Origin of the sequence: Alicyclobacillus sp. SP_1, from assembly GCF_024706985.1 — a bacterium.
Classification (GTDB): Bacteria; Bacillota; Bacilli; order Alicyclobacillales; family Alicyclobacillaceae; genus Alicyclobacillus_I.
Window position 1 is genome coordinate 46,037 of the sequence record NZ_JAMCCX010000061.1, and the last position, 22,571, is coordinate 68,607.

Consider the following 22,571-nt stretch of genomic DNA (forward strand, 5'->3'; position numbering starts at 1 on the left):
CGAGTTGGCGGGAGAGGGAAGCAGTGCGACAGGCTCTCGCACAATACCTCATCAGATGCAGGGTGTGGATTTGCTAAGCGAATCCACACCCTGTTTTTTGTAGGGCAAAAATGACCGTGACCAGTGTGGACGGTGTTGCATTTGTTGACGTGTAAGGCCTGCTGATGGTCGATGGACTGGACTCTGCGATGGCAGCACCGATGTCCAGTCTATGCACTTTGGCTCAGCGTCGGTCAATTCTGTGACGAAGGGACCATGGGAAGCTGGGAGGTTGGGCAATGAAAGCGTTGGTTTTGGCTGGCGGAACGGGGTCCCGTTTGAGGCCACTCACTCATACGTCAGCAAAGCAGCTCATTCCGGTAGGCAATAAGCCAATTTTGTTTTATGCTCTGGAATCTATCGCTGAGGCAGGGATAGTCGACGTTGTGGTGGTCGTCGGTGATACCGCGGATGAAGTGATGACTGCTGTTGGGGACGGAGTCGACTTCGGCATTCGCGTCACCTATCTTCGTCAGGAGCAGCCCTTGGGTCTGGCACACGCGGTTCAAATGGCTGAGGAGTATTTGGGGAAAGACGATTTTTTGATGTTTCTTGGGGACAATTTACTGCGAGACGGAGTTGGAGAATTCGTTCGAGATTTTAGCACACAAGTCGATGCTGCAGGGGTCATGAAGGCTGGGCATTCGCGACCACTGTCGGCCTCCATTTTACTGAGTCGCGTCGAGGAGCCTCAGTACTTTGGTGTGGCCGAACTGGAGAACGGGCGTGTGGCTCGTCTTGTTGAAAAACCAGCGCAACCCCGTAGTCATTTTGCATTGGTCGGAGCGTACTTGTTTCGACCAGCCATCTTTGCGGCGGTACGCGCAATTCAACCTTCGCTTCGCGGAGAGTTAGAAATAACCGATGCCATTCAATGGTTGTTAGACCATGGTCACGACGTTGCGTGGCGTGAAGTTTCCGGCTGGTGGAAAGACACGGGAAAGCCGGAGGACGTTCTGGATGCGAATCGGCTCGTTTTGGACGGCATGGTCAGCGGAAGGTCCGGTGCAATGCCGGATAGAGGGCATGCAGAGAATCTGGCCATAGGTGCGGGAGGCATCTCGCCGAAGTCCCCATCGCAACCGATGCGAGATGCCGAGCGCAGACCTTCCTTGGCGTCATCCCGTGTCTTTGGCAGAGCGTTCGTGCACCCTACGGCACAACTTATCCGAAGCGTCATCCGTGGCCCCGTGGTCATTGGAGAAGGTGCGCGGATTGAGGACGCCTACGTTGGACCCTATACGTCCATTCAGGGTGGTGTCACGGTGCGGCGCACTGAAATTGAAAATAGCATTGTACTCGCGGGGAGCATTGTGGAAGACATCAGCCGTTTGGACGGTTGTCTGATTGGCAAGCGGGCCAAGATAACGGCGGCATCCGCAAGACCCAAAGGAATGCGTCTCATCGTGGGAGACGATAGTCGCTGTGAACTTTGATAGAAGTTGGTTCACGGGCGCTTAGACGGTCGAGGACTAAGACAAGACGGTGGAAACATACCTTCTGGCGAGACCATCATTTCTTCGGAGGAGGGGTCTCTCGCCACTCTGCGGGTGGTCGCTCGTGTCGCAGTGGGAGTGGCCCTGCCGATGTCTGGTCGGAAAGGATGGATGATTCCGTGCCGTGCTTCATCACATTTCGCACCATCAACATCAACGCACCGTCCCAAAACGCGGGTGCCTTTGTTGGAGAGGTGACCATTCCTGGATGGGATGCGAATAGTAAGTCGAACTACGGCCATGCTGCCATTCACGGATTCTCTAACTTTGAAGCCGCGACCGTCAATGTGACGATGGACGGGCAAGAATTTGTAGACAGCGCCATTGCGGACAGCGACTTCAAACCGGTTTGGGGCAAGAATCTATGAGCGACACCATTTTGAAGAGGCCGATTTATGTCTATGTTGGATCCATCTCTGACAACTCAGGGGTCTACATTTCCGAAAAAAACGTGGTGATGGGAGTGAGCAGTCACTCCAAATCCAACAGCGGCTTTGGTTCGATTGAGTCCAAAAACTTGGTTCACGGGAATGTCAGCATCGTCTACGATGGCGACTGGATTGACACGCCGATTGACGACAGAGACGTGAAAATATACCAAGAGGTTTACCAAACACCTGCGCCAAAGATTTCTCAGGTGGCATTTGACAGCATTAACGTGGCGACCATTTCTCAAAATTCCGGGGTGTTTGTGGGAGACGTTGCGATTACGGGAATAGACGGTCACTCGAAAGAGAACAGTGCCCAGGGAAGCACGGATGGTCATCAGAATATTGAGATGAAGAATTTTAATTACGTGTACGATCCCGATTTCATAGACACGCCCATTCAAGATGGGGACGTGAAACTGTCGATGCGCCGCTCCTAAAGCCGCGTTTGCGATGGGGTTTCAGTGGAATGGGGGAATTTCGTGCCAACAGTCATTTGTATTGGTGCCGTCAATGTCAATAGCCCTCAACAAAATTGCGGAGTTTTTATCGGCGAAATCAACTGCGGGGGGTGGGACGCGAACGAAAAACAAAATCTGGGGCATGGAGCGTTATACGGCTTTTTCAACACCGTACTTTATCAACAATCCTATGTGTGGGACAATATGGAGATTTTTGACTCGTGGATCAATGATCAAGATTTTAAGCCGATGATGGGTGTCAACGTATAGGACGAAGCGATGAGAAGCGGCCCGTGGTGCAATCGGTCACCCCACTCGGGCGTATCCGGCACACCAGAACAATCCTTCAGCGAATACAATAGGCCATTCACAGTGAGGAGGGATTCCAATTCCTGTATTTGCGATGATTGGAGCAATCAATGCGAGTACGCCGCAGCAGAATTCACTCGGAGTAGTCGTCGGGCAATTCAATTCCAGCGGATGGGATGCGAATATGAAGTACAATGCAGCGAATGCCGGAAACTACGGCGTATTCAACGTGGACATTACGGGCAGTTGGCTTGCGGATGGACTGGAATATTTTGATGGAGTCATCAATGACCAAGACTTCAAGCCTGCCGCAGACGCAAACATCTAACGGCCACAGAACAAAGTGGCAAGGGCTACAAAGGAAGCGTCATGGCCTTCCTCGGTGCCTTCCTTATTCGTAATTTGCAATGGCGACCATATCATGCTCGAATGGCATGCAGCTAAAAGACTGCGAAGCGAGAGCCTCCTCGGGCTACTCGCTTCGACAGGCTTACTCTTACCTCTTCGCTCCAGTTTTGCCAGGTGACCTAGGCCAAGACTCGCTTGGTGCTGGCCTCGACGAGACCACGAAACAGGCCAACGAACTCCGGCTGGGTTCTCCACAAGTTCTCCGGATGACATTGGATGGCGACAACAAATTCGTCGTCTCCCGGCATCTCCGCCCCCTCGATTAAGCCCTCTTCATCCCATGCCACAGGCACCAGGCCGTCGGCGAGGACTTTGACCGCCTGATGGTGGAAAGAGTTTGTTCGCACTTCCGTTGCCCCCAGCAAGCTCGCCATTCGACTCCCCGGCTCAACTCGAACGCTGTGCGAAGCGTGTGCTCTTGGTGCCTGCTGAGAGTGTTGAATTTTACCGCGCCATTCCCTTGGCAGGTCTTGATACAAGGTACCGCCGAGCGCTGCATTCAACACCTGCATGCCACGACAAATGCCGAGTATGGGTTTGTTTTGCGCGCGCATGGCTCGAATCAGTTCTAGCTCCAGCCAGTCACGATGCGGCATGACATTCCCCAGGCCGAGACGAGGTTGGTCGTTGTACAAAGCGGGATCGACATCTTCCCCACCGCTCAATAACAGTCCATCGACCCGCTCCGCAATCGCGTGCACGGTGGCTGCATCCTCGAGAAAAGGTATGACCAACGGGAGCCCGCCAGCATGCTCCACACCATGGGCGTAGTCGTCCGTCAGCGAGACGGTCAAAAGTTGTGGTCCCGGCAATTTCATGTCTAGAAGCCTGCGAGTTCCAGTGATAGCGATGAGTGGTTTCAATGTATCCATCTCCTTCGCGAGCGCGAATGTAGGTCTTCCGTTGTTGGGTCGATCCCGCTGTCCTCGCACGCACTCTGCCTTCTTTGCAAAGGTGCGCGACAGAGGTGAGAGCCATGCGGAATACGGCTCGACGTCTTCCACAATAACGCGAACTGCGAGCAGAAGCAAAGACTGCTTGCCCTTTCAGCACCTGGCTGTCGACCTTGCGGCCTAGGGAAGAGTTGTGGCAAGGCGCAGGCGTATTGCTACTGTCTGGGCAGTTCGGAGAATGCATGCAAGGATCTGTTCATTAAAAAGTACACTATTGACCATTCTTTTATATTTGTTCTATTATAAGAACAAAGAGCTGAGTAGTAGACGAGATATAGAAATCGAGATCTTCCGTGAAGTGCAGACGATAGTTCGCTCCATTGGGAGCGCTGCTCTGCGGACTTGTTCTCGAAGCGAATTCAAAATCTCAAGACTCATGGAGGGGTAAAGGTGAAGGTAACGTCAAAGTTAGGTATGGCAGGAATGACAGCGATGGCTGGCATTGCCATGATGGGCGCAGGGAGCTTTGCGCTGTTCACAGCGCACGCAGCGTCAAAGACGCAGTCGTTTGCGTCGGGTGTGGTCGATATTGCGATAAATCACCCAGGGTTTGCGACTTTTTCGGACAATCATCCCATTGAGTATTACAACATGGTACCAGGGGATTACGCCACCGGATCGGCCGTTATTCGCAACACCGGAACGGTCAATGAAATTATTGACGTCGATACCATGGCGAAGGGCCCAATTTTCTTGAACGATGGATTGAATAACGGGACCTTTCAGCAGGCGCATGGGTCGTCCAGTGCGGCTTTGGAGAAGCTTTCTCCAGTCGCTTCGACTGCGACCAGTACTTATAGCGGCTACTGGCATCCTGACCTGATGACCGCCTCAAAAGCTCATGACGGAGACGGGTGGCTGTCTTACGACTATGCAGCGACAGGAAACAATGTGAAGTATGAAACAGACAATCACCCAGCCTTTTACAACGTAAACTATGCCATCTACTCAAGCCAGTCGCAGCCCGTTGTAACGGAGGATGCGAACGGCGAGCTGACCATTACGGGCGGGGTTGCGCCAACGCATGTCGTACCGAATACGCCTGCGGTTACGTTTAGTTATTACCAAGATGCGACGTATGGAGCTTCTGGTCATCCGAGTGGTAAATCGACCACAACGTGGAGCGGAGGGACGCTCGGGGCCTATGCGCCAGGCACTTCGACATTGTGGAATGCTGGAACGAATACGCCCGGTATTGACGTGAACGGAAACTCAAAAATCAAAGGTATTGTCCTTGCACCCGGCCAGTACTTGGTGGTGACCTACAGCGGACAGCTGCCACTCAAGGCCAGCAATGATTACCAAGATGCGTGGGGGAAACTGCAAGTTTCCTTTGATGCCGCACAGTATGAAAACAATCACGGTGGTCACGAAAGTCCCGTGGATATCAACAGTCCGAACAACAATTTACCAACTCCAACGCCGCCTCCGGCTACCACGCCGAAGTTGACGTTCACTAGTGCCGTTCCGCAAGGTGGGTATCAGCAGGGGAAATCGTATGAAATTCAGGGAATTTTGACCGATGCAGGCCAGGGAGTCGGTGGTCAGCAGATTCATATCGATGCGTCGGTAGGAAGTCCGACTTCGTCTCAAGTGACGTCCAATCCCAATGGGGATTTTCAGTTCCTGTGGACGGCACCCGATACGTCGGGGAATGTGACCTTTACCGCTTCCGGAGATGGCGCGACGGGTACGCTTGCCGGTGCCATAGCGCATGTGAACCAGCCTACCGTGTCGGGAGTATACTTCTTTAACAACGAGAATGATCCGACCATCCTCGTCCTCGGTAGTGGGTTTGGGACCCACGCTCTCTACAGCGGTGACGGATATCATCTTGGGTTTCAAGATTTGCCGTCTTACTGGAACGAATCGGGTTACGGTTGGATGATGGGGGATTCAAATAACGGTAAAATTGACTACGACCGGAATGATTTGCCAAATTACATTGGCGTAAACGTCGAAAAATGGACCAATACCGTGGTGGAGTTTACTCCGTCCACCTCGGTGAAAGATACGTCGCCATTGTATGGCTCTGGAGAATTCTTCATCCAGCCGGGAAGCCCGTATCACCTAGGGATAGAAAATCCTCAGTCTACTCAATACCATATTTTCACGGGGAATGTAACGTATCTGCCGCTTTCCGATCTTGATAACTACTTGCCGGGCGGCCAGAACTAGGCCTAGTGTTCTGCGCTTGATTGGCATCGTTTAGAGTGTCAACGTTGCCTCTCGAAAAGAAGGAGAGCTGCACGAAAAAGGAGCAAGTGCCAGTTATCTTGGCACTTGCTCCTTTTGTCGAGCGTCCTTGAAGTCATCCGGCAGACCGTTCCTGCTTCCGGCTATTACGCCTTTTGGAGCGTCAGCATTAGAGAACTGCCGTTCCACTGCAAATTGATGTGCAAGTCAGCCATGACTTGTTGGAGTTGGTTAAAAGCTACGTAAGTGGTGTTCTTACCACTGTACCAATCGGTTGCGACCAGCTTGGGAACGGAGGCGACCGTCTTTCCATTCACCTGGACCATCGCCATCGAACTGCCAGTGGACATCGGCATATTGCTGCTCGACGCCATCGTCATGTTGCCCGGAATGGTCAAATTGAGCGCCATGCCGTTCCACATGCTGTGGATGCCCAGTTGTTTGAGAGCCTGCTGGATGTAATACAGCGGAACCACGGATTTCATTTGATGGGTCAGACTATCCGTCGCCGTCCAGTAGGGAAATCCTGAGATAGGCAAGCCGCCCGCGTACAAAAAACCACCTGTCTTCTTCTGCCAAGCGCCATAGGTTGGCTGGTAGCTGAGTTCGTTCACCGTGTTCGTGTTGTCGTCCGTGTAGTACACCACCAGGTTTCCAGCCGAGTCGGTTGTCGCCGTCACGCCAAACAGGGCAGAACCCGCGCCAGTCTTCGGATTGACGGGGGTCTTATCGAGCACTACCTGCCCCACCACATGGGCTGACGGCTTGTTTCCAGACCAGTCGACGCGAAGTTGCACGAGATGATTGTTCCCCTGGTTGACCACTAGGAGGTTGCCGTTGACCGGATCGACCGTCAATCCTGCGGGCTGTTTCAGAGCCCCCCCTTGATAGACCAGTTGACCTTTACCTTGGTTCGGCGTATTGGCTCCGTACCACTGATAAGCGTAAATGGCATTGTCCGCCGTATCCGCCACGTACAGTGTGTGCGACATAGCGTCCCACGCCATGCCCTGCGGGCCTTGGATGTTGTTGGCGTTGGTACCCATGGTCGGCAGTCCGCTACCAATGACGAGGAATTTGGTCGTTGTGTCAAAATGCGGCGGGGAGAATCCGTACATCGCAGCTACCGTGCCGTTTTCGGCCCCTGTGACGAAGAAAGTGGGTGGAACTTTGACCCCGCTCGACGTGGCGTACGGCGCAGCAAATGCCTGCCCCCAGGGGCCCTTGACGGCGCTGTTGACAATCGTTCCGGCCGACCCAAACGAGGCTCCGTTTGGCTTGGTAACCTGCACGTTTCCATCGGTGCCGTCCTTGCCAAAGTTGGCAATCCAGAGTGGTCCGAGGGGCGAGAAGGCCATTGCAGCGGGTCCCATAGCTGTCGTTGTGAAAGGCACCGGTTTGCCATTGACAATGCGAACAATGGTCGATCCCGCTCCATTCACCCCGGCCTTGTTCGAAAAGTCGGAGACGAACACTTGTCCGAAGAACTTGGAACCTTTGACCATGTTCACCGTCACCGCATACGGATTGTTGTCTCCGTTGGCAGACACCGTACTCGAGAGGACTTTGTTCACGTTCAAGTTGGCTATGTCCCCAACCGGGTGCAGGGCCATCATCGCCATCGAATGAGCAGACATCCCCGAGGCAGTCGACGTGCTGCTGGATTGACTTGTCGAAGCAGTTCCGCTGTTTTGCATACTGCTACCGGAGTTCGTCGACGCTAGTGCGACTTGTGTGCTGATGCCAGCCACAGATGCGGCGGCGACGGCGATGGACGTCCATTTGCGTGCTCTACTCAACCCAACCACTCCCGAGATATGTTGTTTTCTCTATCACTCTAGAAAACGCACTAAGTGGGCAGACGGTTTTCGGAGTTTCCAAAGCGTGCGTCGCGGCTGTTATGGGGAACATGGGCTTGCTCGTCAGTTGAGTTCATTCCCGAACACAAAAGTGGCTTCGATGTGCTGCCAGATGCTCGCATCGCGCTTCGCGAGCCGAAGCGGCACGGTGAAGGTCAAGGATTCGTTCCAAGAGAGGGTGGTGTATTGAAGAACATATCTCAAGGCAGTGTGCTTGATTTCGCGCTCCGAAGTCGTCACGACATATTTTCTATCGGCGATTCTCGTGTGAATGTACCGATAGCCCGGTTTTGTTCGCAACGACCGATTAAATGCCTGTATCTCCTCTGCCATTTCAATGAAAGAAATTCCTTGCCCAATTCCGATGGTGTCGTTCGAATTTCCACTTGCCACTAGGCTTGGAGTGGCCAGGTCAGACTCGTTCGAAATCCCCAGGTCTGGTACCTCTAGTGCGGACCGATTCGGTGCAAACATCCGACCGCCGCCATTTGTCGCGCCTGGTCCTTCCAACCAGGTGGCAGGGTACTGCACGGTGTAGTTATAGAGCTGATTGTGATAGACATCGTAGGTTAGACCGTTTGAGTGAACAGGAACATTCAACCAAAGGGTGTTGTCATTGCCATTCCACGAACAGGACAGCCCGCGGGTGCGAGCCAATGCTTGTTGAAGGTAGTAGGTTGGCATGAAGGTCGTTTCGGCGCCACCAAAACCGATGTTGGGTGAGACGATACGCGGCGCGTAGTAGACCGTGACACCGTCGTAGCGAATGGCCATGCGCGACTTACTAGTAGACTCTGCTGCGGCGAGACTGCTAAGCGGCACACTGCCGAGTCCCAGACCTTGCGGCGGCCCAATGCCCCAAGTATGCGTCTGCCCGTTCCACGCGGCACTCCAACCAGCGCGGTGGAGAAGCGAGTCGACCGAGAAGAGCGGGATCCAACTCGTGAAATGGTGCGACCAGGGGTCCTTGCCAATCCTGCCCTCGACGCGTTCGACAACGCGGCCGTTGAGGGCGATGCGAACGGGTATCGGGCGAAGCGAAGGGGTTATCGTGATTTTGGCTGCAGAGGCGGTGTTGGTCGCGACAGCGAGCGTGACGGCTGCTGGCAGGGTTGCGAGAACACAGACGAACGCCATGCGACCCAGGTGGCTTTTGGGCTGCAAAGAGCAGACCTCCTTGCGTTGGAATGACACGTCAGTATTCTGCGGCGTTCTTGATGTCGATACTTTTGTGCAATTTAGATGCTGGGTTGTTGCTAACTCGCTTCTATTGTCTCTCTGGACGACGGCGAACGCAACGAGCCGCGCATGGCAAGCGTGGGCGGTGTTGTGAGACGTATCACGTGCGTGGGGAGAAGTGAAAGTGGGATGCTGTGGCGCATGCGGGATCTGTCAAGCGCTGGCCACAGACCCCGCCGCAGTCATACGTTGAGAATTCCCAAGACGAGCAGTATCACGCCTACCACAATGACGAAAACGACGCCAAAGCGAATCATCGCCTTGCTTGCATCTCCATCTTCGGTTTTGGGAAGAGGTCTCTCGACGTTGACGTCGACCTGGTTTTCGGCGTTTTGGGTGTCTTGATACATATCTGTATCCTCTTTCTCGTTCATGATGTTCCCTCGCGGGGAATGTCGCCTCCTGGTTGCAGGTGGCTCCTCAGGTGAAACGGCCTGAATGGAGGTGCTCCATTCGCGCTTCCATCCCGGAGACATCTGTCGACTGCGTCCGAAACATCCCCATCATAGCACCGGAAATCCACCGTTGGTACTGGCAATTGATGAACGGAAATGAAATTTCAATGGAGATCATCGATGGATGCCGTGGATAAAACTCTGACCTCCATGCGAGCCATGACGAGAAAAGAGCACGCGCCTCCGCGAAACGGAAGGCTTCTTTGTCATTCCAGCTTCGATTTTGCAAACGTATACGGAGCGCATGGAGAAAATGCACAGAATGGGCTCCGCGCTGGCTTGCTTTGACAGTGCGGAGTCTATACCATAGTAGGTACAGCATGTGAGAGTTTACATAGTGTGTGGCTGTTTCCGTTGCTGGTCTACGGCGAACAGTCCTCGCAGTCCTAACGGTATCATTCTCCCATTTATGGGTCATGTATTCGTTTGAGCCGTCGGAGAAGGTACAATCTATTAGTAAAGGTACAATCTATGAAAATGAGAAGGAGGAAACAGTAGATGGCGATGAACTGGAAGTCTCCGTGGAAAAAAGTCGGTGCTGGTGCACTGGCGATGATGATGGTCGGCGCGTTCACACCGGCGACTGCATTTGCTGCGACCAACTCCTCGTCCACTTCGATGTCTCCCTACATGGTGACATCTGTCGGGGTGAATGGGAAGGTGGTCGAATCCATGCCAGTCTGGATGAAGTCAGGCATGACCAAGTTGCCGCTCTGGTATGTGATGCGAGCGCTTCATCAGGCGGGTATCATGAGCAGTTGGAATGGCATGGCATGGAAAATTACCACACCGAAGTCGATGACGATCCGTCCGGTCATGCTGTCTTCTTCTTCCGGGAAAGCAGAAATTTATATCAACGGGAAGTCGATTGGTATGGTTGAGTCGACGGTCGCGAAAGATCCATTCTCCGGCCACATGACCACTTTCCTCCCACAGTCGGTTGTGACGCAGGTTTTGGCGGCAATCGGCGTGGACAATGGTATGAAAAATGGCATGTGGTGGCTGAAGACGATGGAAAAGTCTACGACAACAAGCACCACCACTTCGACCAGCACAACCTTGGCAACTGTGGCAACGATTGATGCGAACAAAACGGGTCAGACCTTGCAGGGGGCGCCAGGTGCGATGTCGAAATCGGATGAGGCGACCTTTGTCCTCACTGCGCTCACAGCCAATGGCAAGCCAGCTGCTAACGAGCCTGTCCATGTCTTTATTGGGCCGATGAAGCCGCTGAGTGGGATTCCACCCAAAGACTGGTATGAGTCCGGTAGCAAAGGGGCCTCTGCGTACGTCGCCAGCCTGAGTAAAATGACCAATGCCAAGGGTCAAGCCACGCTCGTGCTCTATGGAGAGCCAGCTGATTCGATGGATATGGTCGGGGTTCAAATTGGCAATCTCAGTACGTACAATCCCACGGCGATGAAAGCGATGGGTGCATTGGATGCTTGGTGGACGTCCACGACCTCTAAGCCAACGGCTCCTATCGGAGACTACGTCAAGGTTTGGCCATTCGCCACCACGGTGGATTCTTCTTCGAAAATCAACTATACCATCGAAGTGGAGAGTCCCTCGGGTCCAGTCAAGGGTGCACATGTCGCTATCGGATCGATGATGATGGGTAAGTCTAGCATGGGCATGGGCACGATGAACGGCTCCAGCATGTCTTCGACGAGTTCCATGAATTCGATGATGAGTGGTAAGATGACCACGTTGACCACGAACTCCAAAGGGATGGCGATGTCCACGGTTCAGGTGCCAAAAGGGGCCAAGATGTTGCCGGTCCGAGTGGTGGTTACGCAACCGACCAACTCGTCGCGCATTACTGGTGGCATGAATTTACTCTGGCTGGCAGGGATGAACTGAGCATCCGAAACTACTTTGGCTTGACGTGGGAGCGCATGGTGATGCGCTCCCATTGTATGTCTATTCGCACATGCCTGGCAGTGGATGGGCTGACGATGAGATGAGGGACATGAGGGAAGGAGAAACCTGTGTGCGCGTGCTCGTAACTGGCGGTGCCGGCTTTATCGGTAGTAATTTTATACTCTACTATTTGAATGCTTTTAAAGAGCACAGCGTGCTCAATGTGGATGCGTTGACCTATGCGGGCCATCTCGACAATTTGCAAGAAATCACCAGCACAACGACTGGGTCGGGTATGGCTTCTCGCTATGAATTTGAGCAAGCCGATATCTGTGACGGCGTTGCCATGGACCGAATCTTCGCGCGAGGCATTGACGCGGTCGTGCATTTTGCGGCAGAGTCGCATGTTGACCGCAGCATTGTGCAACCGGACGCATTCGTGCGGACTAACGTACTTGGTACGCAAATTCTGTTGGATGCGGCGCGTCGCCATGGGGTACAAAAGTTTGTGCATGTGTCGACGGACGAAGTCTATGGGTCGCTTGGAGCTACAGGCTACTTTACCGAGGAAACGCCGCTCGCGCCAAACAGTCCTTATTCGGCCAGTAAAGCTGGGTCGGATTTGCTCGTTCGCGCTTACTACGAGACGTATGGACTTCCAGTGAACATCACGCGCTGTTCCAACAACTACGGACCGTACCAGTTTCCGGAGAAACTCATCCCGCGAATGATTCTTCAGGCTCTCGCGGACCAGCCGCTGCCTGTCTATGGAGATGGCTTAAATGTCCGCGACTGGCTCCATGTATCTGACCACGCACGCGCTGTCGCCCTCGTCCTTCACCGCGGTCAGCCTGGCGAAGTCTACAATATTGGCGGGCACAACGAGCGGACGAATCTGGAGATTGTCCGGACGATTTTGCAGGAACTCGGCAAACCAGAGTCCTTGATTGAGTTTGTCACCGACCGCCTCGGCCACGACCGTCGCTACGCCATCGACCCGGCGAAGATAGAGCGAGAATTAGGCTGGAAGCCCGCCTATACGTTTGACACCGGAATTCACGAGACCATTCACTGGTATCTCAATCACCGGGAGTGGTGTCGTGCGGTGGAGTCGAAGCTCTCGGAAAGCGAGGGGGAGGCGCCATGACTACTGCCACTGATGGCACTGATGGAACGTCACACAGTGTTGTACCTGTCCGCCCCGAAGGGAAACCGTTGCGACTGCTCATCACAGGTGCCAGCGGACAACTCGGCCATCACCTCAAGTTGCTCGCCGTGGCCGCCGGTCATACCGTGCTGGCGACGGATCGAACCAAGCTCGACTTCACGAACTTCTCAGACGTACGCGAGGTTCTCGGCAGTTTTCGTCCGGATGCTGTCATTCATGCGGGGGCGTATACGCAGGTCGATCTCGCTGAGTCCAACGCGACCGAAGCGTTCCGCGTCAATGCCTATGGTAGCCGCAATTTGGCGGTGGTGGCAGAAGAGTTGTCCGCTAAAATGTGCTATCTGAGCACGGATTACGTCTTCGCCGGAGACGCGGGGGAGCCTTACCCGGAACACGCCAGTCCGCAGCCGCGAACGGTCTACGGGCAGTCCAAGCGTGCGGGAGAAGAACTCGTTCTCGCCTGCACGCGCCGCGCGTTTGTTGTGCGCACATCGTGGGTATACGGCTTGGTGGGTAGCAACTTTGTGCGAACGATGCTGCGCTTGGGGCAGGAGGCCAAAGAGAAGAGAGACGCGGGAGAGGATGCACACAGGCCGTTGCGCGTGGTGGCCGACCAGTTTGGCAGCCCGACCTACACGGGTCACTTGGCGGCCTTTCTGCTCCAACTTATCGGCACGGAATTGTACGGGGTCTACCATGCGACCAACCAGGGCGTATGCACGTGGTACGATTTTGCCGCTGCTATTTTCGAGATGGCGAAGTTGGATGTGACTGTCGAACCGTGCACCACGGAAGAGTTTCCTCGGCCAGCACCCCGACCGAGGTATTCCGCACTCTCCCCAATGGCCATGATGGCCAACGGATTTTCGCCGTTGCCCACATGGCGCGAAGGGCTCCGTGATTGGTTTGAACAAGTCAGTCCGCTTGGTTTGGCATAAGGTGGTCGAGCAAAAACGCGTAGCGCGCGGCCAACTCGCGCAACCGCTGATAGCGCCCGGACGAACCAAAGTGGCCAGCTCCCATGTGCGTCTTAAGCAACAGCTCATGGGAGTCTGTTTTCTTCTCACGCAGGCGGGCCACCCACTTCGCCGGCTCCCAGTATGAGACGCGTGGGTCGTTTAGACCGGCGGTCACAAGGAGCGGCGGGTAGTCGCGTGCAGCCACATTGTCGTATGGGCTGTACGACTTCATGTAGGCATAAAACTCCGCGTCGTTCGGGTTCCCCCATTCATCCCACTCGAGTGTGGTCAGGGGCAGTGTTTCGTCGACCATGGTGGTCACCACATCGACAAAGGGCACGTCCGCTACGGCCGCACCAAACAACTCTGGGGCCATGTTCAAGACGGCACCCATCAGTAGTCCGCCAGCACTTCCTCCGTTGATGCCAAGCTGCTTCGGCGTGGTGTAGTGGTGTTCAATCAAATGTTTGGCTGCCGCGATGAAATCGGTGAACGTATTTCGCTTTGTCAAGAATTTTCCATCCAAATACCATGAGTATCCCATTTCCGATCCGCCGCGTATCTGCGCAATCACATAAATAACGCCGCGTTCGAGCAGGGGAAGCCGGGTCGAAGAAAAGGTTGGGTCCATATTCGCACCGTACGACCCGTAGCCGTAGAGAATGAGCGGCGCGGGGCCGTTTTGAAGCGCGTCTTTGTGGTAAACCACGGCGAGTGGAACTTTCGTGCCGTCTTCTGCTGTGGCGTATTGCCGCTCTTGGCGAAAATCGGTCGGCTTGTATTCGCCGCCGGGTACGGGGGTCTGGTGCAGTACGGTTCGCTCCGTCGCCGATGGACGCGACCACTGTATCGAATAGGTTGTGCGCGGGGTGAGCAGCGATTCGTACTGCAGCAATACCTCGTCTGTCTCGTAGCTGAGATTTCCATGGGCACGTACTGTGTACAGAGGTTCGTCCCATTCCATCTGTGTCAGCCGTCCGTCTTGGTACCTCCAGACCTGGGTCAAGCCCATCTCCCGGCCAATCACGATAAGCCCGCTCGCAAAAGGAAGGACACCTTGCAAATAGCGCTTCTCATCATAAGGAAACAGTTCGGTCGCAGCAGTCAGCGACGGATGACTCACCGGACATGCGAGCAGTCGAAAGTTGGTGGCTTTTTCGTTGGTCAGTACAACAAACTGGTCTTCCCAATGTTCCACCTCATACAGAACGCCCGTGCGCCGCGCACTGAAAACCGTCCACTCCCCGAGCGGATGGTCTGTCCGCAGAAAGCGAGTCTCATTCGTCGCTTTGTTGTTGCTTTGTATTAGGAGATATTGGCCGGATCTCGATTTGTAAAACTCAATCGAATACGTGGTGTCCGACTCTTCATAGACGAGCGCGTCCTCTGCACAGGAACTGCCAAGTCGATGGCGCCACAGCCGATACGGCCGCTGACTCTCATCGACCGTCACATAGAATAGATGTTGACCCGTTGCATCCCACTCCAAGCTGCCGTGCAAAAAAACATTGGGTATGGAGTCTTCGAGCAGTTGCCCACTCTGCAAGTCTTTCACTTTGGCAGTATAGCGATCCGTTCCGTCGCGATTTTCGAGATATGCCAATTGTTTCGCGTCTGGAGAATAGCGCAGGAGCGTCACGCTCAGATAGCCGTCTTCGGATACCAGCGTGTTTAAGTCCAGTGTGACTTCTTCTGAAGCCTGTTCTAGCTGTTCTCGGTTGGACGCGCGTTTGCGTGCGTAGATGGTATACTGCTTCCCCTCTTCGGTGCGGGAGTAGTAGTAATACTCTCCGTCCTGAGCGGCAACGTCTGTCTCGGCTGCAGGCGTTCGCAAAAACATGTCTTGATAGAGTGTTTCGGTCAAGGTAGCGCGTGTCTGCATTTGCTGCTCGTAGTATTGATTCTCTGCTTCGAGATAAGCGATAACCTCTGCATTGTTCCGGTCCTTCAGCCAATAATAGTCGTCCTCGCGGACGTCTCCGTGAAGCGTGTGGGGGTGAGGGGTGCGTTTGGCTACGGGAGGAGTCAGCAGTCCGGTCTGAGGATTGGTTGTCAACAGTCATGCCTCCTATGTATCGTGCGAGTGGAATACCACCCTTTCAGTGTACCTTATTTTTGTCTCTTTCGCGTCTCGAAGGAGCGGGTTTCGGCAGGAAACAAACGGGCCGTCGAGAATCCTGATTAAGAGAGCATAAAGGAGGACCTTCGTTGAAAGTCGTCAATCAGAAATTCGACGGTGTTATGTTGCTGGAGCCGGAGGTACACGGGGACCATCGTGGGTTCTTTTTGGAGAGTTACCATGCCGACGAATGGCGAAAAATTGGCATTTCCAATGAGTTTGTTCAAGACAACCACTCGTTTTCCGCGCAACCTGGAACGCTTCGCGGACTGCACTATCAATTGTCTCCGTACGCTCAGGGAAAATTGGTGCGCGTGACGGCTGGAGCGGTCTATGACGTGGTCGTGGACATTCGAAAGCAGTCGCCGACGTTTGGGCAGTGGGCCGGATTTTTGCTGACGGCTGCAAATTATCGGCAGTTGTGGGTTCCGCGCGGGTTTGCCCATGGATTTTGCACGGTGGTTCCAGATACAGAAGTTCAGTACAAAGTAGACCAGTACTATTCGCCCATTCACGACCGCGGCATTCTTTGGAATGATGAAGCGCTCGGCATTATTTGGCCATTTTCAGACCCTGTTTTGTCGGAGAAAGACCAACGTCACCCTGTGTTAGCTAAGGCTGAATTATGATTCATCAGTCGTCCAGTTTTCAGGGGTGAAATCGGTGGATATGGTCTCATAGGGTGTCGCCGTTTGGCCCAAGTGCTGCGCTTATGCCCTCGCTTCCGCAGAAACAACTTCCTATAAATACCTTGCTTGAAAAACTTTACGAAGCGCATGTCGCGCTGCTTTGCTATCATCTCTATTAAGAACACCCCAATCAGAGGAGGCAAATTAAATGAAGAAGGCAGTGTTTGCAGCAGGTGCAGCCGTAGCCATGACGCTCGGCATGAGCGTTCCGACCGTCATGGCGGCTACTCCGGCTAAATCGTCCGCCAGTGTTTCGCATGTGGCCATGGTCAATGGCTGGAAGGTGGTGTTTCCGCGCGACGTGATGGTCGATGGCAAGCCAGCCATGCCCGTTTGGTATGCGATTGAAGCCCTTCACGATGCTGGTTTTGTTTCTCAGTGGAACAAAGGCTCGTGGGATATCACTACCACTGGCAAGGTCAGCACAGATGCCGGACTTGCGAAATCAGGCGCAGTTGATGTGGTCGTCAACGGATCGTCCATCGGATACATGCCAGGTTCTGTCCATGTCGATCCGTTCTCGCACAAACCGACACTCTACGTATCGGTAGCGGACATCGGAAAAGTTGCGCAGGCGATTGGTTTGACTTCCAACTGGAAGTCTGGCGAGTGGAGCGCCGTAGGTCCGAAGGTTGCGGCGCTAGGACAGGCGATGACAAACACAGTGAAATCGCCTGCGTATCAGATGAGTGGCACATCCAATCTCACATTGTCCGTAGTTCGCGCCGCTGGGGGTTCGGCAAAGCTGTCGACGCACGCGGTTCAAGTGCCGTTGGTGATGCACATGGTCGAATCGCTGATGGGTGAGGTCGGCATAGTGGACGGCATGCGTGCAGAGCGGATGACCGAAACGATGACGTCTTCTTCACTGATGGCGAGTGGTAAAGCGATGACCATCACCGCAGAGCAGTACGTGATTGGCTCTCATCTGTACATGAAACTGGTGGGGCCAGGACAGAGTGGTAAGTGGCAGACGGTTCCGCTCAATGCATCATTGAGTCAACTGCTGCAATCTCCTGCGTCGAGTGTGCCGCTTTCTTTGTCACTGCTTCGCGACATCACGGTATCGACGTCAGGAAAAGCGACTGTTTATCATGCTGCGCTCAATTCCAAAGGTTTGACGAACTACATTGAAGAGTTGGAGAGTTCGCTCCAGTCGTCCATGCCTTCGTCTTCCGTGTCCCCCAAAGAACTTGCTTCCGTACTTGGCGTGTTGCTTCATGAGATTCATGCAAGCACGACGATGACGGTGGAGAATATTGGAGGGGAGCCGCGCCTCCATGCCGAGACGGCTCATGTCGATTTGACCATCGATGCGAAAGACTTTGGGAGCCTGGCCCCCGTCGTTGCGGAGAAGCTGCAGAGTTTGACGGAGAAAGACAATATTTCCTTGACCTATGCTTATGCGAACGTTCCCGTCACGGCACCTACGGGACTGCCGTCGACAGGGACAACTACCACGACGGGGACGACGTATGGCACAGGTAGCATGAATTAATGGTATACTTTTACTGGACATTCAAGATGCCCGGTAGATTTTGTTTGACGGAACTTGTTTGACGGAATGGAGGTTAGAACGTGAGCGTCTATTCATACGAAGTCGCCAAGACATCGGGTGAGACGGAATCTCTGCAAAAGTACGATGGACAGGTCCTTCTCATTGTCAACACTGCTAGTAAGTGAGGATTCACACCTCAGCTTGCAGGTCTGCAAGCCTTACACGATAAGTATCAAGAGCGCGGGTTTTCAGTACTCGCGTTCCCGTGCAATCAGTTTGCTGGACAGGAGCCGCTCGGGAATGAAGAAGTAGCGTCTTTCTGCCAAGTGAACTATGGTGCAACATATCCGGTCTACGCGAAGATTGACGTCAAAGGACCCACGGCGCATCCACTGTTTCAATATCTGACCAATCAGAAGCGCGGCGTACTCGGCGGTTCTGTCAAATGGAATTTCACTAAATTTCTCGTCAACCGCAAAGGCGAAGTCGTTAAGCGCTATGCCCCAACGACAAAACCTGATGCACTCCAACGCGATATCGAGAGCCTACTGTAACTGTTGATAGCGAGGTTGCCGTATGGGTTTGATGGAAGCTTCGATGGAGGGTCTGCTGTGAATAATGAGCAGTAGACCCTCCAGACTTCTTGTTCGCAGAACGGATTGTTCCGAGGTTATTCTCGAAGGCCTTCCCGAACAAAGCGGTCGCCACCGGCCATCAGGGGACAGGGTGCCACCTGTCCAGGCAAATTTGTGGCTATATGAGCGGCGATGAGAGACTGAGACTGGAGGGGAGCATTTGATTCACTTTCTGCTCTATCCGACGGCAGGTGTTCACAGAATCGGCCTGTTTGTCGGCGGCATCGTGTGGCTACTCTTTGGAATGTACTATTTTCGGAACAGAATGCGGGAGCGGCGTCTCGGCCTCGCCAGCTATTTGCTCGGTGGGGCGATGATCGTTGTGTACGAAATCCACATGGATTGGTACTGGCTGGTCATTGGACTGTTTCTTATTCTCGCGGGTATCGTCGCTATGCCGCGTTCGAACAGCTCGGGCACAAGGGCTGCTTTGCACCGCTCCGGGCAAAGAAAAGTCGGCAACGCGTCTGCTCCCGGAAAGTCTCAGGGGAAACAAAGAGCTAGGTCGGGCCGAACGACTGCGTCGAAAGTGGGCGCCAAGCCTTCTGCAAGCAGCGGCAAAGTCGCAACCAGCTCGAAGAAGCGTGTCTCCACTTCGTCGTCGCAAAGCTCGCGGTCCACAAAAAAATCGTAGCGAGTTCGCCGCGTCCGTGCGAATCGCATCACGTTCAAGGAAGAGGCTGAGCAATGTCCATCACCACAGCGGACCAAGAACAGCAGACACCTGTTTCAACATCCCCGATTGCCGTTCAAATTCGCCATTTGACGAAAGTCATGGGTCGCAAGACGATTGTCGACCAACTCTCTTTAGACATTCCGCGCGGGGAAGTATTCGGATTTTTAGGTCCCAATGGAGCTGGCAAGACCACCACGATTCGCATGATGGTCGGTCTAACCTCACCGACGAAGGGGGAGGTGCTCATCGCAGGAATCGATGTATCGACTCACTTCGCGGAGGCTATGTTGCACGTAGGCGCCATCGTCGAAAATCCGGAGATGTACAAGTATTTGACGGGATATCAAAATCTTCGGCACTTTGCGCGCATGTCACCCGGCGTGACGAACGAGCGGATCGACCAAGTGGTCCGCTTAGTCGGGCTCGAACAGCGAATCCAGGAAAAGGTGCGCACCTATTCTTTGGGAATGCGGCAGCGCCTTGGCCTAGCACAAGCGCTGTTGCGCAAGCCGGATGTTTTAATCTTGGACGAACCCACGAATGGGCTCGATCCCGCCGGCATTCGCGAACTCCGTGACCATCTTCGTACTCTCGCCCGCGAAGAAGGTTTGGCGGTGGTGGTGTCGAGCCACTTGTTGTCGGAGATGGAGCTCATGTGTGACCGCGTAGCCATCATTCAGGCGGGGAAGTTGGTGGATGTGCGTGCGCTTGGCGACCGAGCGGGGGTGGACGAGCAGTCCGAGACAAGTCCGTGGACGGTGTTCGAAGTGAACGACGTTCCGGCGGCTGTGCGTGTGCTGGTCGCGCATTTTCCGGATTGCAAAGCGAAGCCAGGCGGTGCTGCCGACGGATTCGTCGAAGCCACTTTAGCCCGCTCCGACATTCCCCAGGCGGTCGCTCATTTAACCGCTGAACACGTGGCGATTTTCGGGATTCGGAGTGTTACTCGGTCACTGGAAGAGACATTCCTCGAATTGACGGGAGGTGGTCCGATTGTATCCTCTCCTCGCCAATGAGAATCTAAAAATCTACTCGCGCGTGCGTACGTGGGTGCTCGCTGCTCTAGTCTTAGTCGCTATTGGACTGACGGGTTGGGTCTTGGCGGCGCATCCTAGTCCTGTTTCGGCCAATTGGAAAGCGTCTCTTCAGACCACCGATGCTTCTTTGAAGAAAGAGATAGCAGAGGATGGGGCGCACATGCCGCGCGATGTGCTGGAACAGCTCAAGTCGCAAATCGCCGTCAACCAGTACTATATTGCCCACAATTTGGAGCCTGGCCGGGAGACTGGGTGGGCGTTTGCCCGCACCGCAGAAAACATTGTCTCGGTGTCGACCGTATTCATTCTCGTCATCGCTGGTGATATTGTCGCGAGTGAATTTGCTGGCGGAACGATTAAGATGCTGCTGACGCAACCTGTTTCTCGAACTCGGATTTTGTTTGCGAAATATGGGGCAGCTCTCTTGTTCGGACTGTTTCTGCTGGCGTTTACGCTGGCCATTTCCCTTCTCATCGGAGGGGTACTCTTTGGCTTTCACGGGGCGAATGCGCCCGTCATTTATGTGAACGATCACGCTACGCTCGAACGCATACCTTCGTTTCTGTACCTGCTTGTGCAGTATGGTTTTGACTTGGTCACGATGGTCATGACGGTGACCATTGCGTTCATGATTTCGACGATTTTTCGCAGCAGTGCGATTGCCATCACCATTTCGGTTTTGGTGGTGTTTGTGGGGAACACACTGGTGGCGGCTCTCAGTCGCTATCATTTTGTGAAGTACATTCTCTTCACCAACATGAACTTGAGCCAATACATGCAGAATGGACCGATTGTCAAAGGAATGACCCTGGAGTTTTCGGTTTTCATGCTGGTTGCGTACTTTGTGGTATTGAACTTTCTGTCGTGGCTGTTTTTTGTCAAGCGGGATGTGGCGGTCTAATGGTGCGTTGCATCGGACCGCAGAGAGGTGTACGGTGAAGCGGGAGGGATAAACGATGAATGCGCTGGAACAACTACATACGCTGGGCCAAAGTATCTGGTATGACAACGTCGAACGTGGTCTGCTGGAGTCTGGGGAAATGGCGCGCCTTATTGCCAATGGAGTGCGCGGTGTCACGTCCAACCCGACGATTTTTGAAAAAGCGATTTTAGGGTCATCGAGCTATGACCAAGCCATTGCAGAAGCGGTATCACAACGCATGACGGTGGACGAGCTTTATGATCACTTGGTGTTTCACGACATTCGGGCTGTCGCAGATCTACTTGCTCCAGTCTATCAATCGTCTCGTGGGATAGATGGCTATGTGAGCATCGAGGTGTCCCCTGCGTTGGCGGAAGACGCAGATGGAACAGTTCGTGAAGCCCATCGTTTGCGACAAGCGGTCGGTCGGGACAATGTCATGATTAAAGTGCCAGCAACCCATGCGGGTATTGAAGCAGTGGAGCGGCTTATTGCCGAGGGCGTACCTGTCAACGTCACACTGATCTTTGGCCTAACGCAGTATGGCCGCGTGCTCGAAGCCTACATTGCCGGGCTTGAGTCACGCCAAAAGCAAGGACTGTCGCTCGACGTAGCGTCTGTCGCGAGTTTCTTTGTCAGCCGCGTGGACACGCTGGTGGACAAAGAAGTGAGCAACAAAAAATTACCTACTGAGTTGGCTGGTAAGGCTGCGGTGGCCAACGCCAAACTCGCCTACGCTCATTTTAAAACAGTGTCAGAATCTGACCGCTGGCAATCTCTCGCTACCTCGGGAGCACGGGTCCAGCGACCGCTCTGGGCATCTACGAGTACGAAAAATCCGGCTTACCCAGTGCTCTTGTACGTACAGACGTTGGTCGGACCGCACACGGTCAATACAGTCCCTCCTGCGACGCTCACGCACATCGAACAGGCCTCTGAGTTCGAACGTAGCGTCGATGTCGATGTGCCTTCGTGTCGGGCCGCTATCGCGGAATTGGAGTCTGCGGGAATTTCTATGGAACAAGTTTCTGAACAGTTGCTGGACGAAGGTTTACAAGGATTTCGGAAGTCATTTGACCAATTAATGGGTGCTTTGACGGAACGCCTGGCAGGGAGACCGGCATCGAATTAAGACGTACGGCAGGTGCACAGTCAATGTCTG

General features: G+C 53.9%; 21 protein-coding genes. 16 read left to right on the forward strand and 5 right to left on the reverse strand.

The features are described from left to right. Positions 1 to 278 precede the first annotated feature (278 nt). The 5 genes from M4I36_RS13355 (at position 279) to M4I36_RS13375 (ending at position 3,061) form a co-directional block, all read left to right on the forward strand. Positions 279 to 1,475, forward strand: coding sequence for a glucose-1-phosphate thymidylyltransferase (locus M4I36_RS13355; RefSeq protein WP_258112247.1), 1,197 nt, complete (start codon positions 279 to 281; stop codon positions 1,473 to 1,475). 179 nt (positions 1,476 to 1,654) lie between these two features. Then, entirely contained in the window at positions 1,655 to 1,903 is a 249-nt protein-coding gene (locus M4I36_RS13360) for a hypothetical protein (protein WP_258112248.1), read from the forward strand. Beyond that, a complete protein-coding gene (locus M4I36_RS13365) occupies positions 1,900 to 2,403 on the forward strand; it encodes a hypothetical protein (protein ID WP_258112249.1) in 504 nt (167 codons plus the stop codon). The genes M4I36_RS13360 and M4I36_RS13365 overlap by 4 nt, the downstream gene beginning before the upstream one ends. 42 nt (positions 2,404 to 2,445) lie before the next feature. Beyond that, positions 2,446 to 2,694 (forward strand): hypothetical protein, encoded by a 249-nt coding sequence (locus M4I36_RS13370; RefSeq protein WP_258112250.1) that lies wholly within the window; start codon positions 2,446 to 2,448, stop codon positions 2,692 to 2,694. Positions 2,695 to 2,917: 223 nt separating this feature from the next. Beyond that, on the forward strand, positions 2,918 to 3,061 hold the full coding sequence (locus M4I36_RS13375) for a hypothetical protein (RefSeq protein WP_258112251.1): 144 nt from the start codon (positions 2,918 to 2,920) through the stop codon (positions 3,059 to 3,061). 199 nt (positions 3,062 to 3,260) lie between these two features. Here the strand turns inward: M4I36_RS13375 and M4I36_RS13380 are convergent, their stop codons facing one another. Continuing rightward, a complete protein-coding gene (locus M4I36_RS13380) occupies positions 3,261 to 4,172 on the reverse strand; it encodes a gamma-glutamyl-gamma-aminobutyrate hydrolase family protein (protein ID WP_258112252.1) in 912 nt (303 codons plus the stop codon). A gap of 312 nt (positions 4,173 to 4,484) precedes the next feature. Here M4I36_RS13380 and M4I36_RS13385 point away from each other — a divergent pair, with 312 nt between their 5' ends. Further along, positions 4,485 to 6,272: a CalY family protein gene (locus M4I36_RS13385; RefSeq protein ID WP_258112253.1), complete on the forward strand. Its 1,788-nt coding sequence runs from the start codon at positions 4,485 to 4,487 to the stop codon at positions 6,270 to 6,272. 164 nt (positions 6,273 to 6,436) lie between these two features. Here the strand turns inward: M4I36_RS13385 and M4I36_RS13390 are convergent, their stop codons facing one another. From M4I36_RS13390 to M4I36_RS13400, 3 genes are all read right to left on the reverse strand, one after another. Continuing rightward, positions 6,437 to 8,089, reverse strand: coding sequence for an SMP-30/gluconolactonase/LRE family protein (locus tag M4I36_RS13390; protein WP_258112254.1), 1,653 nt, complete (start codon positions 8,087 to 8,089; stop codon positions 6,437 to 6,439). Positions 8,090 to 8,212: 123 nt separating this feature from the next. Beyond that, positions 8,213 to 9,313: a hypothetical protein gene (locus M4I36_RS13395; RefSeq protein WP_258112255.1), complete on the reverse strand. Its 1,101-nt coding sequence runs from the start codon at positions 9,311 to 9,313 to the stop codon at positions 8,213 to 8,215. Between the two features lie 257 nt (positions 9,314 to 9,570). Continuing rightward, a complete protein-coding gene (locus M4I36_RS13400) occupies positions 9,571 to 9,762 on the reverse strand; it encodes a hypothetical protein (RefSeq protein WP_258112256.1) in 192 nt (63 codons plus the stop codon). Between the two features lie 579 nt (positions 9,763 to 10,341). Here M4I36_RS13400 and M4I36_RS13405 point away from each other — a divergent pair. The 3 genes from M4I36_RS13405 (at position 10,342) to rfbD (ending at position 13,812) form a co-directional block, all read left to right on the forward strand. Then, positions 10,342 to 11,706, forward strand: coding sequence for a hypothetical protein (locus tag M4I36_RS13405; RefSeq protein ID WP_258112257.1), 1,365 nt, complete (start codon positions 10,342 to 10,344; stop codon positions 11,704 to 11,706). Between the two features lie 130 nt (positions 11,707 to 11,836). Next, the gene (gene rfbB, locus M4I36_RS13410) at positions 11,837 to 12,853 is read left to right on the forward strand and encodes a dTDP-glucose 4,6-dehydratase (RefSeq protein WP_258112258.1); all 1,017 of its coding nucleotides are present in this window, start codon (positions 11,837 to 11,839) and stop codon (positions 12,851 to 12,853) included. Then, complete coding sequence (rfbD, locus tag M4I36_RS13415) at positions 12,850 to 13,812, forward strand: dTDP-4-dehydrorhamnose reductase (RefSeq protein ID WP_308661274.1); 963 nt, start codon at positions 12,850 to 12,852, stop codon at positions 13,810 to 13,812. The genes rfbB and rfbD overlap by 4 nt, the downstream gene beginning before the upstream one ends. Here rfbD and M4I36_RS13420 read toward each other — a convergent pair. Continuing rightward, positions 13,790 to 15,889 (reverse strand): S9 family peptidase, encoded by a 2,100-nt coding sequence (locus M4I36_RS13420; protein ID WP_258112259.1) that lies wholly within the window; start codon positions 15,887 to 15,889, stop codon positions 13,790 to 13,792. The genes rfbD and M4I36_RS13420 overlap by 23 nt on opposite strands. 152 nt (positions 15,890 to 16,041) lie before the next feature. On the opposite strand from M4I36_RS13420, the gene rfbC reads away from it, so the two are divergent. From rfbC to tal, 7 genes are all read left to right on the forward strand, one after another. Next, positions 16,042 to 16,581, forward strand: coding sequence for a dTDP-4-dehydrorhamnose 3,5-epimerase (rfbC, locus tag M4I36_RS13425; protein ID WP_258112260.1), 540 nt, complete (start codon positions 16,042 to 16,044; stop codon positions 16,579 to 16,581). Positions 16,582 to 16,789: 208 nt separating this feature from the next. Beyond that, positions 16,790 to 18,139 carry a hypothetical protein gene (locus tag M4I36_RS13430; RefSeq protein ID WP_258112261.1) on the forward strand — a complete coding sequence of 450 codons (1,350 nt, stop codon included), beginning with the start codon at positions 16,790 to 16,792 and terminating at the stop codon, positions 18,137 to 18,139. An 80-nt stretch (positions 18,140 to 18,219) separates the two neighbouring features. Beyond that, positions 18,220 to 18,693, forward strand: a complete 474-nt coding sequence (locus M4I36_RS13435) for a glutathione peroxidase (protein WP_258112262.1) — start codon at positions 18,220 to 18,222, stop codon at positions 18,691 to 18,693. Positions 18,694 to 18,934: 241 nt separating this feature from the next. Then, complete coding sequence (locus tag M4I36_RS13440; RefSeq protein ID WP_258112263.1) at positions 18,935 to 19,408, forward strand: hypothetical protein; 474 nt, start codon at positions 18,935 to 18,937, stop codon at positions 19,406 to 19,408. 140 nt (positions 19,409 to 19,548) lie between these two features. Next, entirely contained in the window at positions 19,549 to 20,466 is a 918-nt protein-coding gene (locus tag M4I36_RS13445) for an ABC transporter ATP-binding protein (RefSeq protein ID WP_374986307.1), read from the forward strand. Continuing rightward, entirely contained in the window at positions 20,444 to 21,388 is a 945-nt protein-coding gene (locus tag M4I36_RS13450) for an ABC transporter permease (protein ID WP_258112265.1), read from the forward strand. Before M4I36_RS13445 ends, M4I36_RS13450 begins: the two co-directional genes overlap by 23 nt. A gap of 55 nt (positions 21,389 to 21,443) precedes the next feature. Continuing rightward, positions 21,444 to 22,541: a transaldolase gene (gene tal, locus M4I36_RS13455; RefSeq protein ID WP_258112266.1), complete on the forward strand. Its 1,098-nt coding sequence runs from the start codon at positions 21,444 to 21,446 to the stop codon at positions 22,539 to 22,541. The last annotated feature ends 30 nt before the right edge of the window (positions 22,542 to 22,571 follow it).